The following is a 15,987-nucleotide window of genomic DNA, read 5'->3' as shown; positions in this document are numbered from 1 at the left end:
GCCGCGCTCACGCGTGCAGCGTCAATCCCTTCACCGCCTTGTCCACGGCTTTCTTCGGTCCGTGCAGCGCCAGGCCGACCAGATCCGGATTTGCCGGATCCTCGGCGCGAAACACTTCGCGATTGGCCGCGTCGTGCCCCGTCGAGAACATCGCGCGCACGTACGGCACGATCCTGACTTCGCGCGATAGTGCATGCCGATGCGCGGCCTGCAGGCCGTCCAGGTCGGCCGCGAACACCAGCATCGGCTGGCCGAACATGCGCCCGTAGCGATTCCCGGCCGCATCCTCGTAAGGCTCGCCGAGCGCTTCCGGCGCGCCGGAAGCGATGCCCGTCGCGAGAAACGCGACCACATTGAGTTTCTGCCACGTCGCGAGATCGTCGCGCACGATCAATGCCACTTTCGTATCGAACATGAGTGCTCCTCGTTGAAGCGCTCATGATCGGGCGACGCGCGCAATCAGTCTGGAACGTTTGTGCACATCCGCCGGTACGCGGCCGGCGTCATCCGGTACGCGCGACGGAACCAGCGGCCCAGGTGGCTCTGGTCGGCGAAACCGACGTCCGCCGCAGCTTGCGCGGGTGTGCGGCCGGCTGCCAGCAGCCGGCGCGCGGCGCGCAGGCGCAAGCGCACCAGGTATGCGTGCGGCGACGTGCCGAACGCGCGCTGGAACAGTCGCGTCAGCCGGAAGCGGTCGATGCCGGCGTGCGCCGCGAGTTCGTCGAGCCCGAGGTTGCCATCCATATGCGCGTGAAGCAGGTCGCGTACGCGCGCGATCGCGGGCGGTACGGCAAGCTCGTGCGTCGCGAGCGGGGCACGCAGCTCACCGCCGAGCCGCGTCAGCAGGCGGTCGAGCGTCTGATCGCGCGCAAGCCGGCCCTCATTGCCATGAATCGCGAGAAAGGCCTGCCGGATCGCGTGGACGAGGTCGCGGTCGTCGACGAGCGTATGGCCGAAGGAAGCTTCGACACTGCCGAGGCCCGGCAGGCCCAGCCGGCGCGCGGCCTGTTCGACCCACGGTAGCGGCAGGTACAGCATCCCGTAGGTAAAGCCGCCTTCGTCGGGCGCATGGCCGTCGTGCAGCGCGCCCGGCTCGATGAGGATCGCGCGGCCCGGCACGCTCGTATGCAGCGACCGGTGGCACTGAAAGCGCTGCACGCCTTGTTCCGTAAAACCGATCAGCATGTCGTCGTGATCGTGCGGATCGTACGCGTGGCCGCTGAAATGCGCGCGCAGGCTCTCGATCCCCGTTTCCGGATCGCGCTGCGCGTCGAGCCAGTTGCCGGGCTCGACCGCACCGTGAGTCGTTGTCGTCATGGCTTGCCTCGCGGGTCGTCGTCTGCGCCGTAGTGTACGCAAGCCGCGTGCGGCTCGCTGGCCGCGCGGCCGGCGATCGCGCGATGCCGCGGGCAAAAGCGGGGGCGCATGGCCGATGGGCCGCGTGGTGCCCGCGGTGGCCAGTGCACCCGGTTCATTCGTCGAGTGCCGTCGTCCGTTCATCGCGCGCGTATTGCGCGGGCGGCCGGCCGATATGCCGCGCGAACGCGACGCTGAAGGTGCTGGCGGAACTGTAGCCGACGCGCCCGGCGATTTCGGCGATGCGTGCGTCATTGCGGCGGAGCAGGTTTTTGGCGAGCGCCATTCGCCACGTGAGCAGGTATTCCATCGGCGCGACGCCAACCGCGCGGCTGAAACGCTCGAAGAAGGTCGAGCGCGAGAGCGCCGCCTCTTTCGCGAGCTCGGCGACCGTCCACGGGTGCGCGGGGCGCGCGTGCATGCCGCGGATCGCGGCCGCGAGGCGGCTGTCGGCGAGCCCGCGCACGAGGCCGGGCGATGCGTCCGTGCCGGTCGAAAATCGCAGGGCCTCGATCAGCAGCACTTCCACGAGGCGCGACAGCACGATTTCGCGCGCGGGCCGCTGCGCGCGAGATTCGTCCCGCACGAGCTGCACGAGCGTGGTGAGTCGCGGTTCGCCGCGCACGTGCACGCATTGCGGCAGCAGCGACACCAGCAGCGCGGCGTCGGGCGAAGCGAAGCTGCAGTTGCCGGCCATCATCCGCATGTCGATCGGGTTGCGGGCGTCGCCGATCCGGTATTCGCCGTTGTCGAGCGCGACCGGCGGCGCGGTTTCGACGCCGGGCGGCGGCGGTTCGAGGCTCGACATCGCGACGCCGTAGGCCGCCGGAATCAGCACGAAATCGCCAGGCTGCAGCTCGATCGGTGCGTGCCCGTCGATCGCGACCCGGCACCCGCCGTCGAGGATCGCGCAATAGAACGGCTCGCCCGCGACCGTGCGGCTGATCGCCCAGGGGCTCGCGCCGTGAACGAACTTGGAGTGCCGTGCGCCCGGTTTCAGCAGCGTCACGACTTCGGTAAGCGGGTCGATCATCGCCGGACTGTTGCAAAAGAAAAGCGGACTTTCGATTGTAGCGAATACGGGTTCGGCCATCTATCGTACGCACACATGCTCAACACATCACGGGAGTTCGCATGAAAACCGTACTGATCACCGGCTGTTCCTCCGGCTTCGGCCTCGAGATCGCGCGCCATTTCCTGGCCCGCGACTGGCAGGTCGTCGCGACGATGCGCACGCCGCGCGAGGACGTGCTGCCGCCGTCGGAACGTCTGCGCGTGCTGGCGCTCGACGTGACGAAGCCGGATAGCATCCGTGCCGCGATCGACGCCGCCGGACCGATCGACGTACTCGTGAACAACGCGGGCATCGGGGCGGCCGCGCCGGCGGAGCTGACGCCGGTCGACACGGTGCGCGCACTGTTCGAGACCAACACGTTCGGCACGATGGCCGTCACGCAGGCGGTGCTGCCGCAGTTTCGGCAGCGCGGGGCCGGCGTGGTCGTGAACGTCACGTCGAGCGTTACGCTGAAGGCGTTGCCGCTGGTCAGCGCATACCGCGCGAGCAAGGCGGCGGTCAACGCGTATACCGAATCGATGGCCGGCGAACTCGAACCGTTCGGTGTGCGTGTGCATCTGGTGTTGCCCGGGCGCGCGCCCGACACGCGTTTCGCCGACAACGCGCGCGCAAACATGCTGGGCTTCGAGCACGAAGCATATGCGGAGTTTGTCCGGCGGGCCGTCGCGCGCATGCTCGATGCGTCCGCGCCGACTACCCATGCGCAGGACGTTGCCGACGCCGTGTGGCGTGCGGCGACCGATCCGTCGAGCCCGCTGCGCATCCCGGCCGGCGCCGACGCCGAAGCGTGGGCCGCCGACGCGCACTGAGCGGCGGGGGACCCGGGCCGCGCTTCGTCGCGCGGGCCGGTCGAATCGGCGCGACGGCGCGCGTGACGCAGCGAGGCGCGTTGCCGAGCGCCGTTACAGCACGCGCCCGATCGCCTGTTCCAGCAACGACAGCCCGAGATCGATCTCCGCTTCGCTGACGGTGAGCGGCGGCGCGATCCGGAACACGCCGCCCATGCCCGGCAACTGCACGATATTCATGCTGAGGCCGAGGTTCATGCATTCGCGCGTGATCTTCGCGCCGAGCCCGTCGGCCGGCTCCTTCGTCCGCCGATCCTTGACGATCTCGACACCGAGCAGCAATCCGCGTCCGCGCACGTCGCCGATGCACTCGAAGCGCTCCATCAGATCGAGCAGCCCGCGCCGGAGCCGCGCGCCCATCACGTTCGCCCGCTCGACGAGGCCGTCGCGCTGCACCACGTCGAGCACGCGCAGGCCGACCGCGGCCGGCAGCGGATCCGACACGTGCGTCGTATAGAACAGGTAGCCGAGTTCGTGCGCGCGCTCCTCGATCCGCGCGGACGTGACGACGGCCGCGAGCGGCAGCCCCGCGCCGAGCGTCTTCGACAGCGTGAGGATGTCGGGCGTCACGCCGTCGCGCTGGCACGCGAACATCGTGCCGGTGCGTCCGACACCGGTTTGCGCCTCGTCGAGGATCAGCAGCATCCCGCGCTCGTCGCACTTGCGCTTGAGCGCCGCCATGTAGCCTTCCGGCAGTTCGATGATGCCGCCCGAGCTGAGGATCGGCTCCGCGATGAACGCGGCGAGGCTGCCGCTCGACTGGCGATCGATCAGGTCGAATGCGTAGTCGAGTTCGGCGAGCGGGTCGTAGCTGCCGTCGTGCTCGAAGCGCGGCCGATACGAAAACGGTGCCGGAATCGCGAACGAGCCGACCGCGGCCGGACCGACGCCCTTGCGGCCGGCGCTGTACGTGGCGGATGCCGCCGCGCCGGTCATCCCGTGCCACGACTGCGCGAAACCGACGATCTCGTACTTGCCGGTGACAAGTTTCGCCATCCTGATCGCCGCTTCGTTCGATTCCGCGCCGGTGCTCAGCAGCAGCGCGCGATCGAGCCCGGGCGGCGTGATGTCGGCAAGGCGCGTCGCGAGATCGACGACAGGACGCGACAGCATCCCGCTGAACAGATGATCGAGCTTGCCCGCGTATTCGCCGATGACGGAGACGATCTCCGGATGGCAGTGCCCGAGCACCGCGCTCATTTGCCCCGACGTGAAGTCGAGGATCGCGCGGCCGTCGGCGTCGTAGACGAAACTGCCTTGCGCGCGCTCGACGATCATCGGCTCGAACGTGCCGCCGTAGCGGATCAGGTGCTGCCTGGCGTTGTGCCAGAAGCTTGCGTCGTCGTTCAGGGACATCGGGCTTCTCCGGACAAGGGCGGCGATCGCTTGCAGTCTAGGCGCCGGTCTGGTCTTATGGAAACGAATAGTTCTTATGCAAGGTAGAAAAGGAGCTAATACCTTGGGACGTTCGCTCGAAATCGACCTGTTGCGCTCGTTCGTCGTCATCGCCGAGATGCGCTCGCTCAGCCGCGCGGCGGCGCGCGTCGGCCGCACGCAGTCCGCGCTGAGCCAGCAGATGCGGCGGCTCGAGGAAAGCGTCGACCAGCCGCTGTTCCAGCGCACCGGCCGCGGCGTGGTGCTGACGCATCCCGGCGAGCGGCTGCTCGTGCATGCGCAGCGCATCCTGCGCCGGCACGACGAGGCGATGGCCGACCTGTGCGGCACGGGATTGTCGGGCACGATCCGGTTCGGCTGTCCGGACGATTACGCGGCCGTGTTCCTGCCTTCGCTGTTGCGGCAGTTCTCGATGCAGCATCCGCAGGCGATCGTCGAGGTCGTGTGCGGACCGACGCCGCGGTTGCTCGAGCATCTCGACAAGCGGGCGGTCGACCTGGCGATGATTTCCGTGCCGGACGACACTTCGGGCGGCGATTTCATCCGCCGGGAGCAACTGGTCTGGATCGGCTATCCGGGGCTCGATGCCGCGCAGTTCGAGCCGTTACCACTTGCGCTGTCCGATCCGGATACGCTCGATCACATCGCGGCTCGCGACGCGTTGACGCGCGCACGGCGCGACTATCGCGTCGCGTACGCGAGCAGCAGTCTCGCCGGACTCATCGCGCTCGTGCGCTCCGGGCAGGCATTCGCGGTGATGACGCAAACGGCGGTGCCGGCGGATCTGGCGATCCTTGCCGCGGACCGGGGGCTGCCGCCGCTGCCGGCGGTCGGTATCACGCTGCGATTCGATCGGAAGCGGCCTTCGCATCTGACGGCGGCGTTCGCGGAGCATATTCGGCTCATGCTGCCGTTGCTTTGACGCACGGCGCGGGGGCGTGTGCGTTCGCGCGTCATAGTTAATCGGTAATCCGAATTATCGACGCGAGGCTCGTCGCTTGAACGCATCCACGTTCGAGGTGTGGTGTCCCGCTACGGCCACATGCAGTCGTAAGCCGGTCCATATCGCGGATGCGACCGGGGCTCGCGACCTGTCCCGCGACGTCGCGGGGCTTATGTCCGATTTACGCGTGCCGACGGCGAAATAGACTTCCAATCGAGCGAAATCATCGTATGGGCCCGGACACGAAGCCGCCCGGCCCGAATCGCTCTTGCAAGGGCTTCGCCATCTCGCTCGACGGTCGCATGCTGCCGGCACCGTCGACGTCGAGCCGCTCTCGGGGGAGCGGCCCGTCCGTTTCGGCAGACGAGCGGGCACTCGCCTGAAACGAGGCGCTGCCCGACTGCTTCCGCACGAAATCGTTCTGCTCCGATGTTCGACACGTGTCGTGCCGGCTCGCCGGTCGACCGTCGACGCGTCGCGACCGGGTGCCGTCGCATCGCGCTGCGTCGGACGCACGTCTATCGAGGAGGTCATCATGACCAGGTCATTTCGTATCATCAGCGCCGGGGTGGTCGCATTCGCATGCTGGGCTGCCAGCTTCCAGGTTCAGGTTCGCGCGGCGACGCTTGCCGGCTACGCCGCGCCATGGCGCATCGCACATGCGCGATCGCGACCGGTGGCGAGCACCGTGCCGGCGCCCGTCACGATCAGGCCGGCAAGCGACGGCAGCGACCAGACCGATGCGTTGCAGGCCGCGCTCAACACGCTGCAGGCGGGACAAACGCTGATACTCGCGCCGGGACGCTATACCGTCAGCCGCTCGCTGTCGGTGGTGGGTTCGGGCGTCGTGGTGTCGGGCTACGGCGCGACGCTTGTCGCGACCAATCCGTCCGACCAGACGATCGTGATGAGCGGTACCGGCTCGACGTTGGTCGGCGTGACGTTGAACGGCACCGGTACGACGCGGCTCACCACGCCCGAATCGACCAAGGTCGAAGTGACGGGCACCGACGTCCAGGTGCTCGGCGTGACGATCCAGGGCGGCGCGAGCGCGGGGATCTTCGTATTCGGCGGCAGCAAGGTCGCGATCGTCGGCAATACCGTGCGGGCCACGCTGGCCGACGGCATCCACTCGACCTACGGATCGACCAACGTGCTCGTGCAGGGCAATACGGTCACGGGTACCGGTGACGACCTGATCGCCGTCGTCAGCTATCTGGGCGACGGTCGCATCAGCAACAACGTGCTGATCGACCACAACACCGTGTCCGGGAATTACTGGGGGCGCGGCATTTCCGTCGTGGGCGGCCAGGCGGTGACGATCTCGAACAACACGGTCGACGGCGTGCAGAAGGCGGCCGGCATTCTCGTCGCTCAGGAGGACAGCTGGCGCACCTATGGCGTGTCGAACGTCGTCATCGACAACAACGTGGTGACCAACATCCAGAATCAGAACGTCAGCAACGGGTTGCAGCCGACGCAGCAGGGCGCGCTCGAACTGGACACGTGGTCGGGTACGGTGTCGTACGTCAAGGTGACGCGCAATCGCGTCTCGGGATCGGGCTACGCGGGGTTCCGGGCGGTCGGCAACGTGTGCGGGTTCCAGGTCTCCGACAACACGTTCGCGTCGATCGCCGGCACACCGGTTTCACTGCTGTCGCGTGGCTGCACGGCGAGCCAGATCGTCGTCAGCGGCAATACGATGGACGGCGTCGCCCTGGTTCAGCCGGTCGGCGCATCGCCTTCCGGAACGATTCCGGCGAGCGGCGCGGTGACGACGGCGATGCCGCAAGTGCGAACCGGCCTGATGCAGTTGCCGGGCGGTGCCGCGTCGGCATCCGGCGCGGCGCGATGATATCGCGAGCCCGACGAACCGGCGCACCGCGCGCGGCCCGCGCGCGCCGGTTTCGGCGCATGTACGCCGGTCGATTCATGTCGCGTCGCCGGCGACCGCGCCCGCATCGCATGCGTCGCGACGACGCAGGTCAGAGGAGCCCCAGGCGCTGGCCCGCTGCGGCGGCCTGGGTGCGATTGCGCACGTGAAGCGCCTTGAAGATCGCCGTGATGTGCGCCTTCACGGTCTTCTCCGACAGGCCGAGCCGGTCGGCGATGAGCTTGTTCGGCACGCCTTCGGCGATCAGGCGCAGCACGTCGAGCTGGCGCAGCGTCAGGCGCGGGCCGTCGGGTTCGTGTGCGGGCGGCGGATCGCGATGTGCCGACTGCGCTTCGAGCAGCAGCGGCGGCACGTAATGCTCGCCGTTCATGACCATCTTGATGGCCGACAACAGCGTGTGCGCGGTCGCGGATTTGGGAATGTAGCCGAGCGCGCCGTGCGTGAAGGCGGCGCGCACGTCGTGCGGATCCTCGGACGAAGACAGCACGATGATCGGCAGCTCGGGCCGGACCTGCGCGATCGCCGCAATCGCCGCGAAACCGTCCATGCCGCTCATCTTCAGATCCAGCACGATGACGTCGAGATCGGAGTGCTGCTCGAGCAGCCGCATCGCATCGTCGGCGTTGCTCGCCTGAATGTCGACCATCCCGCAATGATCCTGGCGCAACAACGTCGCCACGCCATCTCGCAGAACCGGATGATCATCGACAATGAGTATTTTCATGTAAATAAAAGCGAAGTCGGGAGGCGGAACTCTTCTGATTTTGGAGAACCCGGTTCTTTCGAAAAGTCTTAATACTTTAGTCGTATGGGATTCTGTTTCGTCACGGGCTAACGTCGGATTTACATCCGCAAAGCTGGGGTCAATACTGAATCGTCGCGGCCTTCGGTGCGGCGGGCCGCACAACTAGCATGACGGAGGTCACGACAGCATGGCCCGGGCGAGTCGCCGACGCCGGGAGTTTTCGGGGTGCGATCTAACCCGGGTGCAGACTATACGATAAAAATAACCGAGCGTGCCAATACGGGGCATACTGTTTATTTCAATCGATTGTTTTCTGAAAATCATCAATTGATGTCGAGACAGGTGATTTACCCCGTGAAACAGGGCAGGTTCCTTTGCATGAATTTGCGAGACGTCTCCATCGGCCTGATTCGATATCAATCAAGGTGCAATATGGGAACTATCAATGAAGAAGAGTCAATTCGCGACCTGAACCTGTCGTATCTGTGGCTCGCGCAGCGGCTGTTGCAGAAGGATCGCGCGACCGGCATGTTTCGCCTCGGCGCCACGCCGGAATTGGCCGGCGCGCTGGAAAGCCTGACGATACGATCGATGATGAACCTGTCGTCGTCGGGACAGTTGCTTTGCGTCCTGCGCCTGAGCCGATACGACACGGTCGCGGCGCTCGCGCGATCCGAGCCGCCGGGCGACGCCACGCCGCTTCATGTCGCGATGGCGCTGTCCAGTCTCGGGGCCTTCGACCAGGACGTGCCATGAGCGGCGGCCCTCGGCCGACGCATGCCGCGAGGCTTGCCGACGATGCGAAGCACGTGCTGCAGGCCGCGACACTGATTCGGCTCGGCGCGCGTCCGCAGATGCTCGAAATCGAACTGTCGCTGCCGCACGAGCGTCTGGTTCGACTGTATCGCGAGGTGCGGGGCGTCGCGCCGCCGAAAGGCCTGCTGCCGTTCTCCAGCGACTGGTACATGACATGGAAGGCCAACGTCCATGCATCGCTGTTCCATAACGCCTACCGGTTCCTGCGCAGCGACGCGAAGTGCGCGCGGCTCGATGCGCTCGTGAAGGCATATGAATGGTATGCGACGCGATGCGACGCGGCACACTGCGAGCCGTTGCTCGACCTGACGCGGGCGTGGCTGCTGATTCGTTTCGTCGACGGCGGCGTGCTGTCGACGGCACGTTGCATTCGATGCAACGCCGCATTCGTGACGCATCGCCACGATCTGCGGCCCAACCGCGTCTGCGTCGCTTGCCGTCCGCCCGCGCGGGCCGGCAAGCGCACCGGATGCACGAAACCGCAGCCCTGTACCGGAAGCGCGATCGGCTCGAACGCGCACATCGCACACGAGCCGATCGCGACCTGTAGCTCCGCGCAGTGCCGCGAGAGCGCGACGCCGTCCGCGTCCGTGTTGGCCGTCGAGCTTCTCTGCGTCCGCGCGGCGACGAGATGGCCGACCGCCGCGCGCAGCTTGCCGTTCGGCAACGGCCGGTGAAGCAGAACCAGCCCGCGCGCATGCGACGCCGCCAGTTGTTCGTCGGTCGTATCGCCGCTGATCAGCACCGCGGGCACGACCGCGTCGAGCGCCGCGCGCACGCGCTCGATCACGGCGATGCCGTTTTCGCCGCGAGGGGGCAGGTAATCGCAGATCAGCAGGTCGGGTCGGCGGGCGCAAGCCGACAGCCGGTCGAGCGCCTCCTTGCCCGAGCGTGCCGCGATCGTGTCGTAACCCCAGGTCGCCAGCAGTTCCGTCAAACCGGTGCGGGTTGCGCGATTGCCGTCGATCACCACCACGAGCCCCGTTGAACCAGGCACGTCGTCGTAGCCGACGATCGGCGTATCGAGCGGGGCGGCCGTGCCGGCGGCGAGCGCCATCGTGACTTCGAAGCACGATCCGCGTCCGGGTGTCGAGCGCACGGCCAGCCGGCAGTCGAGCAGGTCGGCGAGGCGTCGCACGATCGCGAGTCCGAGACCGAAGCCCTTTTCGTGATCGCGTTCGGGATTGCCGACCTGGTAATACTCATGGAACACGAGCTTCTGCAGGTGATCGGGAATGCCGCAGCCCGTGTCCCAGACCTGGATCGCGAGGTGTGTGCCGCGGCGCCGGCAGCCGACGACGACCTTGCCGCGATCCGTGTAGCGCACGGCGTTGGACACGAGATTGCGCACGAGGCGCTCGACCAGCAGCGGATCCGAATGAACCACGGCACCGCACGGCACGCGCGACAGCGTGATGCCTTTCGCCTGCGCGTCGAGCAGGCAGTCATTGCACACGTACTCGAGCACGGTATCGATCGCGAACGCCCGGCACTGCGCTTCGACGCTGCCGGCGTCGAGTCGGGACAGGTCGAGCAGCGCGCCGAAGAGCCGGCTCAGCGCATCCGACGAGCGCTCGATGCGCTCGACCAGCCGTCGCCCTTCCGGCGGCATCGAGATGTTGTGCAGCGCGCCGATCAACAGGTTCAGCGCATGCGCGGATTGGCGCAGATCGTGGCTGGCCGCCGCGAGGAATTGCGATTTGGCAAGATTGGCCTGGTCGGCGATTTGTCGCTGGCAGCCGAGATCGACGGCGAGTTGCTCGGCGCGTTCGTTCTGAGCCTGCAAATCGCGGGCGAACCGTTCGGCGCGAAAGCGCAGCCCGATGTTTTGCGTTGCCGCACGGTTCGCGAGCAACCCGAGATAACCGACCACGCAGGCGATCAACATCATCATCGGCGCGGTTGCCTGCTGGACCGCGTGCGGCGACATGACCGCCGCGCCGATATACGGCACGGTCGCCGGCAACAGAAAGGCGACGAACGCAGGGAAATACGTACTGAATACCGGAATCGCGCCCGCAACGATGCTGAACGTCGCGACGACAACGAGGCTCGCGATTCCGAAGTCCGCGCCCGCCGCGAGATGAATCGATGCCCATCCCCAGCCCATGCCGGCGGCCGTGCTGAAGGCCGACAGCCACAGAGCCCAGCGCCGCCAGTGGCTGACGGACGTCGGCGATCGACGATGGAGGCGGGACAGAAGAACCTGGCCAGCCGAACACGCGGTAATGTAGATCGTCCACACGAGACCGGACACCGGATCCGGGTGGCCGAGCCGGTCGATCGAGAGTGTCGCGGCAACGGCAAGCAACGTGCCGCCGACGACATACGGCGTCACGGAGTCATAGACGATCCTGACCTGTTCGGCGGCTATCTGGTCTGGCGACTGCATGGGCGTCCCCGGAGATCGCTGCGGGTTCTGGCGGGGAGTATCGGCGCGTCGGGCACTGACGCGTATTCCCGTAACCAAGCATAGTCTCTGTGGGCGACGAAACAGGCGACTTTTTTATATAGTCGAAAAAATTATATGGACTGCAAAATTAACGCTTAAGGTCGAGTGAAATCCGGCGGCGATGGACGCATTGTGTTCCGGTCGTGCGCAATCCGTTACATTCGATCGGGTGTCGTCGGGGATCGAGTTCGACATGGCGAGTGGCCACGGAAAAATCCAAAGCCCCGGCACCGGCGCGGCATGCAAATTTGTACGTTCGCCAGATCCCTCCGGAGAGGTCCGCCGCGGGCAACGCCATCGCTCCGCAGGCGATGAAACAAAAAAACCGCGAAGCGTTGCGCTGTCGCGGTTTTTTGCACATGCACGAAACACGGAAGAACCGTATCTGGTGCCGACGGCGAGACTCGAACTCGCACGGCTTTCGCCACTACCCCCTCAAGATAGCGTGTCTACCAATTTCACCACGTCGGCACTGCAAGGGGCGCAATTGTAGCGTTACATTGCGCGTTTGTGAAGAGGGCGTGACACGACGAACGAATTCGCGAAAGCGATCCCGGTAGAATTCGGGCGATCGGTCCGACGACCCTCGCCATGGCTACCCGATTTCCAACGTGACCACCACCCTCGAACAACTGCAGGCCGGCCAGCTGGCGGGCGCCCGGCAACTCAAGCTCGCGTGCGGGCTGACCGAATTTCCGCGCGAGATCTTCGATCTGGCGGACACGCTCGAAGTGCTCGACCTGTCCGGCAACGCGCTGTCGGCGCTGCCGGACGACCTGTCGCGGCTGCGACGCCTTCGCATCCTGTTCGCGTCCGGCAATCGCTTCACCGAATTTCCGGAAGTGCTCGGCACGTGCGCCGAACTCGACATGATCGGCTTCAAGGCGAACCGGATCCGCACGGTGCCGCCCCGTTCGCTGCCGCGCGCGCTGCGCTGGCTGATCCTGACCGACAACGAAATCGACGAGCTGCCGGCCACGATCGGCGACTGTGCGCGCCTGCAGAAGCTGATGCTCGCGGGCAACCGCCTGCGCGCGTTGCCGCCCGACATGGCCGCGTGCCGTGCGCTCGAACTGGTGCGGCTGTCGGCGAACCGGCTCGACGCGTTGCCGGACTGGCTGCTGCGCCTGCCGCGCCTCGCGTGGCTCGCGTCCGCGGGCAATCCGTTCGGCGCCGCGCCGGAAGCCGCGGCGTCGGCCGAGCCGGGCGTCGCGGACATCGACTGGACGTCGCTCGCCTGCGACGAGAAGCTCGGCGAAGGCGCCTCGGGCGTCATTTATCGCGCGCAGTGGCTGGCAGAGGGGCAGGTTCCGCGCACGGTCGCGGTCAAGCTGTTCAAGGGCGCCGTGACGAGCGACGGGCTGCCCGATTGCGAAATGGCCGCCTGCCTGCACGCCGGGCGTCACCCGCACATGATTCCGGTGATCGGCAAGGTGCGCGGCCATCCGGACGGCACGCACGGCCTCGTGATGGAACGGGTCGATCCGGCGCTGACGAACCTGGCCGGGCCGCCGAGCTTCGCGTCCTGCACGCGCGACGTGTATGCGGCCGATGCGCGATTCGCGCCGGCCGACGCATCGCGGATCGCGCTCGGCATCGCGTCGGTTGCAGCGCACTTGCACGCGCGCGGCATCATGCATGGCGACCTTTACGCGCACAACATCCTGCATGACGGCAAGGGCGGCGCGCTGCTCGGCGATTTCGGCGCGGCGTCGGTCTACGACGTGAACGACCGCGTGCGCGCCGCGCGGCTCGAACGGCTGGAAGTCAGGGCATTCGGCTATCTGCTCGGCGAGTTGCTGGCGCGGTGCGAGCCGCAGGCGTGGGAAGGTTCGCATGCACTCGACGCGCTGGCGGCCGCCTGCCTGAACGAGGATGTCGACGCGCGGCCGTCGTTCGGCGAGATCGCGGCAGCACTCGCCGTATCGAAGGGCTGACGGCGCCGTCAGCGCCGCGACGCAGGCCGTCCGCGTGCCGGCGCCTACGCCTGCCGCGCGGCCAACAGCTTGATCCCGAGACCGACGAACAGCAGCCCGCTGGCGCGCTTGGCCGCGCGGACCCACGGGCCGGCGCCGATGCCGCGCTGGAGCCGGCGCACGCCGAACGAATAGACGCTGTGCACGACGACGACGGTGCATGCGATCGTCGCGTACATCACGACGAACTGCATTGCCACAGGGCGATCGTACGCGACGAACTGCGGCATGAACGCCGACAGGAAGATCATCGTCTTCGGATTGCTGCCCGACACGAACAGCGCTTCGCGGAACAGCTTCCTGCGATCGGGTTCGACGATCGCGGTGCGGCTGTCGGGCGAGCGTGCGTTGCGGTCGCCGCGCAGTTGCCGGATGCCCAGAAAGATCAGGTACGCGGCGCCGACGACCTTCATCGCGACGAACAGCGGCGGCATCGCGGCCAGCACCGCGCCGACGCCGAGCGCGACGAGCATGACCACCGCGCCTTGCGCGACGAGGTTGCCCGCGATCGTCGCGGCGGTGCCGCGCGAGCCGTAGCGCACCGTGTTGCGGATGACGAGCAGCACGTTGGGGCCCGGCGACAGCGTCGTCGCGAGATAGGCTGCGGCGAACAGCATCCAGGTCTGAATGGACATGCGTGGCTCCGAGAAGGGTTCCGGCGGCGGCGGTCGGGATGACGCGATGATGCCACGCCAAAATGGCGCCGCGTGCCGCCGGAACCGGTGCGGCGCGTCAGCGTGCGTCACGCACGCAGTAGGCGGCGATCGACGATGGCGAATCGATCGCGGAAGGCCGCGTCATCCACGCGATCCATGCGGCCCACAACCCGCAGGCGATCAACACGGCGACGTTCAGCGGCGTCCGGTAGCGGACGATCAGGTTGGTCAGCGGCATGCGTTCCTTGCTCATCTGCATCTCCTTCGGCGGTTGCGCAGGTGGCCGTTACTGGCCGGTGTAGGAGGGCGCCTTCGCGTCGCAGGACACGGACACCGTCGCGCCGTCGGCGAAATGCAGCCGCAGCAGCACCTTCGCGCCGGGCGCGACGGGCTGGCGCGGTTCCTCCAGCATCACGTGATAGCCCTTCGGCCTGAACGTCACCGTGCCGCGCGCGGGCACGTCGACCGCGTCGACGTGGACCATTTTCGCGGTGCTGCCGGCCGTCTGCGTCTCGTGCATCATCGCCATCCCGAACGCGGGCGTATCGATGCCGGTGAGCGTCACGGGCTTGTCGCCGTCATTCTTCAGCGTGAAGTAACCGGACGACGGCACCGTCGCCGGCATCGTGCGGATCCAGCATGCATCGGCCTGGACGGCCGACGCGGCGAACGTGGCGGGCACCTGCAGCGCCAGCATTGCGAACAGCAGGGCGGTCGGAATCGAGCGTTTCATCGAGTGTGTTCCTGATCGGATAGGGAAGAGCGCCGCGCGGGCGTCGTATGCGTTACGTGCGTTATTTCAGCGTGAACGTGTAGCGGCCCTGCGTGCGATGCCCGTCGCTCGCCACCGCAACCCATGCGACCGTGTACGTACCGGGCGTGAGGTTCGCCAGCGCGACGTGCATCCGCTTCCGGTTGCCGGCGTCGATGGCGGATTTGCCGTCGGCGACCGACTGTCCATGGCCGTCGGTGACGGTGATCGAACTGAATGCGGGTTCGAGCGTCTCGCTGAAGTCGATCGTGACCGCGTGCGGCGCACTCGACAGCGTGGCGTCGGCGGCCGGTTCCATGTTTTTCGGGTGTGCATGTGCGTGCGCGGCCTGTGCGACGACGAAGCCGAGTGCGACGAGTGCGCCGCGCAGGAAAGCAGTGGTTTTCATGACGAGATGATCCGGTTGGAAATGACAAGGAGAACGATGCATTCGACTTGCGGCCGTCCGCGCGTAATCGCTGGCGGCGCACGAGCGCACGCTGGGCGCGACGCTGCGCGCAATACGGTCGAACATGAGATCGTCCTTCGAAACGTGACACTGCACGCGCGGCGCGCGTGCGGACCGCGTGATACGCGAAGGCATCACGCGCGGTGACGACGAATCAGGACGCGAACGGCGGGGCGCGCGGTTGTGCGGCCGTAAGCGGCAGCGTGCGGCGCAGGCTTTCGAAGCGGGTTGCTTCGCGATGCTGAAGCGGGCGGAGGTTGGCCGCGAACGTCAGTTCGGGCGCGGGCACGGCCGGCGTATGGGCGAGCAGGCTGCAATAGCCGCACGCCTGCAGATGGGCCTGCAGACTCTTCGATGACGCATCGCCGGCGGTATGGTCGCCGCTCGCCGGCCCGGCCGTGCAGTAGCCGGCAAGGAGCGAATCGACGCGGTCTTGCGTCGTCAGTGCCTGCGAGATCGTCGGCGCGAGCGTGGTCATCAGGATGGCGAGCATCCCGATCAGACTGACGATCTTCCGGAAACGACGACTCAGCATGCGATGCGCGGGGCGGCGGTTGAACGACGATGGAGCGGATTATGCCACGCACCCGCCGCGACGGCATGCGGGCACG

General features: G+C 66.9%; 16 protein-coding genes, 1 tRNA gene and 1 pseudogene. 6 read left to right on the top strand and 12 right to left on the bottom strand.

Features of this window, described 5'->3' with window-relative positions; genetic code table 11:
- Positions 1-7 precede the first annotated feature (7 nt).
- From WS51_RS08330 to WS51_RS08320, 3 genes are all read right to left on the bottom strand, one after another.
- Complete coding sequence (locus WS51_RS08330; protein ID WP_059447696.1) at positions 8-415, bottom strand: DUF2000 family protein; 408 nt, start codon at positions 413-415, stop codon at positions 8-10.
- A 44-nt stretch (positions 416-459) separates the two neighbouring features.
- Positions 460-1,317 (bottom strand): AraC family transcriptional regulator, encoded by an 858-nt coding sequence (locus WS51_RS08325; RefSeq protein WP_059791357.1) that lies wholly within the window; start codon positions 1,315-1,317, stop codon positions 460-462.
- Positions 1,318-1,471: 154 nt separating this feature from the next.
- Entirely contained in the window at positions 1,472-2,449 is a 978-nt protein-coding gene (locus tag WS51_RS08320) for an AraC family transcriptional regulator (protein ID WP_069228934.1), read from the bottom strand.
- Between the two features lie 41 nt (positions 2,450-2,490).
- Between WS51_RS08320 and WS51_RS08315 the strand changes: the two genes are divergently transcribed.
- On the top strand, positions 2,491-3,240 hold the full coding sequence (locus WS51_RS08315; protein WP_069228933.1) for an SDR family oxidoreductase: 750 nt from the start codon (positions 2,491-2,493) through the stop codon (positions 3,238-3,240).
- Positions 3,241-3,333: 93 nt separating this feature from the next.
- Here WS51_RS08315 and WS51_RS08310 read toward each other — a convergent pair whose 3' ends face one another.
- A complete protein-coding gene (locus WS51_RS08310; RefSeq protein ID WP_069228932.1) occupies positions 3,334-4,635 on the bottom strand; it encodes an aspartate aminotransferase family protein in 1,302 nt (433 codons plus the stop codon).
- A 76-nt stretch (positions 4,636-4,711) separates the two neighbouring features.
- Between WS51_RS08310 and WS51_RS08305 the strand changes: the two genes are divergently transcribed.
- Positions 4,712-5,596: a LysR family transcriptional regulator gene (locus WS51_RS08305; protein ID WP_059504107.1), complete on the top strand. Its 885-nt coding sequence runs from the start codon at positions 4,712-4,714 to the stop codon at positions 5,594-5,596.
- 556 nt (positions 5,597-6,152) lie between these two features.
- Complete coding sequence (locus WS51_RS08300; protein ID WP_081333553.1) at positions 6,153-7,472, top strand: right-handed parallel beta-helix repeat-containing protein; 1,320 nt, start codon at positions 6,153-6,155, stop codon at positions 7,470-7,472.
- A gap of 130 nt (positions 7,473-7,602) precedes the next feature.
- Here WS51_RS08300 and WS51_RS08295 read toward each other — a convergent pair whose 3' ends face one another.
- Complete coding sequence (locus tag WS51_RS08295; RefSeq protein ID WP_059504105.1) at positions 7,603-8,235, bottom strand: response regulator; 633 nt, start codon at positions 8,233-8,235, stop codon at positions 7,603-7,605.
- A 399-nt stretch (positions 8,236-8,634) separates the two neighbouring features.
- On the opposite strand from WS51_RS08295, the gene WS51_RS08290 reads away from it, so the two are divergent.
- Positions 8,635-9,012, top strand: a complete 378-nt coding sequence (locus WS51_RS08290) for a flagellar transcriptional regulator FlhD (protein WP_167357968.1) — start codon at positions 8,635-8,637, stop codon at positions 9,010-9,012.
- Positions 9,009-9,749 (top strand): flagellar transcriptional regulator FlhC, encoded by a 741-nt coding sequence (gene flhC / locus WS51_RS30770; protein ID WP_081333552.1) that lies wholly within the window; start codon positions 9,009-9,011, stop codon positions 9,747-9,749. Before WS51_RS08290 ends, flhC begins: the two co-directional genes overlap by 4 nt.
- 32 nt (positions 9,750-9,781) lie before the next feature.
- Here the strand turns inward: flhC and WS51_RS32835 are convergent.
- Positions 9,782-10,960, bottom strand: a pseudogene (locus tag WS51_RS32835) (ATP-binding response regulator); the annotation flags it as partial.
- 950 nt (positions 10,961-11,910) lie between these two features.
- A tRNA-Leu gene (locus WS51_RS08280) sits at positions 11,911-11,995 on the bottom strand.
- A 140-nt stretch (positions 11,996-12,135) separates the two neighbouring features.
- On the opposite strand from WS51_RS08280, the gene WS51_RS08275 reads away from it, so the two are divergent.
- The gene (locus WS51_RS08275) at positions 12,136-13,461 is read left to right on the top strand and encodes a leucine-rich repeat-containing protein kinase family protein (protein WP_069228930.1); all 1,326 of its coding nucleotides are present in this window, start codon (positions 12,136-12,138) and stop codon (positions 13,459-13,461) included.
- Between the two features lie 44 nt (positions 13,462-13,505).
- Here WS51_RS08275 and WS51_RS08270 read toward each other — a convergent pair whose 3' ends face one another.
- The 5 genes from WS51_RS08270 to WS51_RS08250 form a co-directional block, all read right to left on the bottom strand.
- Positions 13,506-14,135 carry a LysE family translocator gene (locus tag WS51_RS08270; protein WP_069228929.1) on the bottom strand — a complete coding sequence of 210 codons (630 nt, stop codon included), beginning with the start codon at positions 14,133-14,135 and terminating at the stop codon, positions 13,506-13,508.
- 97 nt (positions 14,136-14,232) lie between these two features.
- Positions 14,233-14,409 (bottom strand): hypothetical protein, encoded by a 177-nt coding sequence (locus WS51_RS32480; RefSeq protein ID WP_167357967.1) that lies wholly within the window; start codon positions 14,407-14,409, stop codon positions 14,233-14,235.
- 33 nt (positions 14,410-14,442) lie between these two features.
- Entirely contained in the window at positions 14,443-14,889 is a 447-nt protein-coding gene (locus WS51_RS08260; protein ID WP_060022555.1) for a copper chaperone PCu(A)C, read from the bottom strand.
- A gap of 61 nt (positions 14,890-14,950) precedes the next feature.
- Entirely contained in the window at positions 14,951-15,316 is a 366-nt protein-coding gene (gene copC, locus WS51_RS08255; RefSeq protein WP_059447753.1) for a copper homeostasis periplasmic binding protein CopC, read from the bottom strand.
- 214 nt (positions 15,317-15,530) lie between these two features.
- On the bottom strand, positions 15,531-15,911 hold the full coding sequence (locus WS51_RS08250) for a DUF2946 domain-containing protein (RefSeq protein ID WP_059544249.1): 381 nt from the start codon (positions 15,909-15,911) through the stop codon (positions 15,531-15,533).
- Between the last annotated feature and the right edge of the window lie 76 nt (positions 15,912-15,987).

This window comes from Burkholderia territorii (assembly GCF_001718335.1).
Taxonomy (GTDB): domain Bacteria; phylum Pseudomonadota; class Gammaproteobacteria; order Burkholderiales; family Burkholderiaceae; genus Burkholderia; species Burkholderia territorii.
Note: the sequence above shows the minus strand (reverse complement) of the source record. Positions and strands in the feature narration are given on the sequence as shown.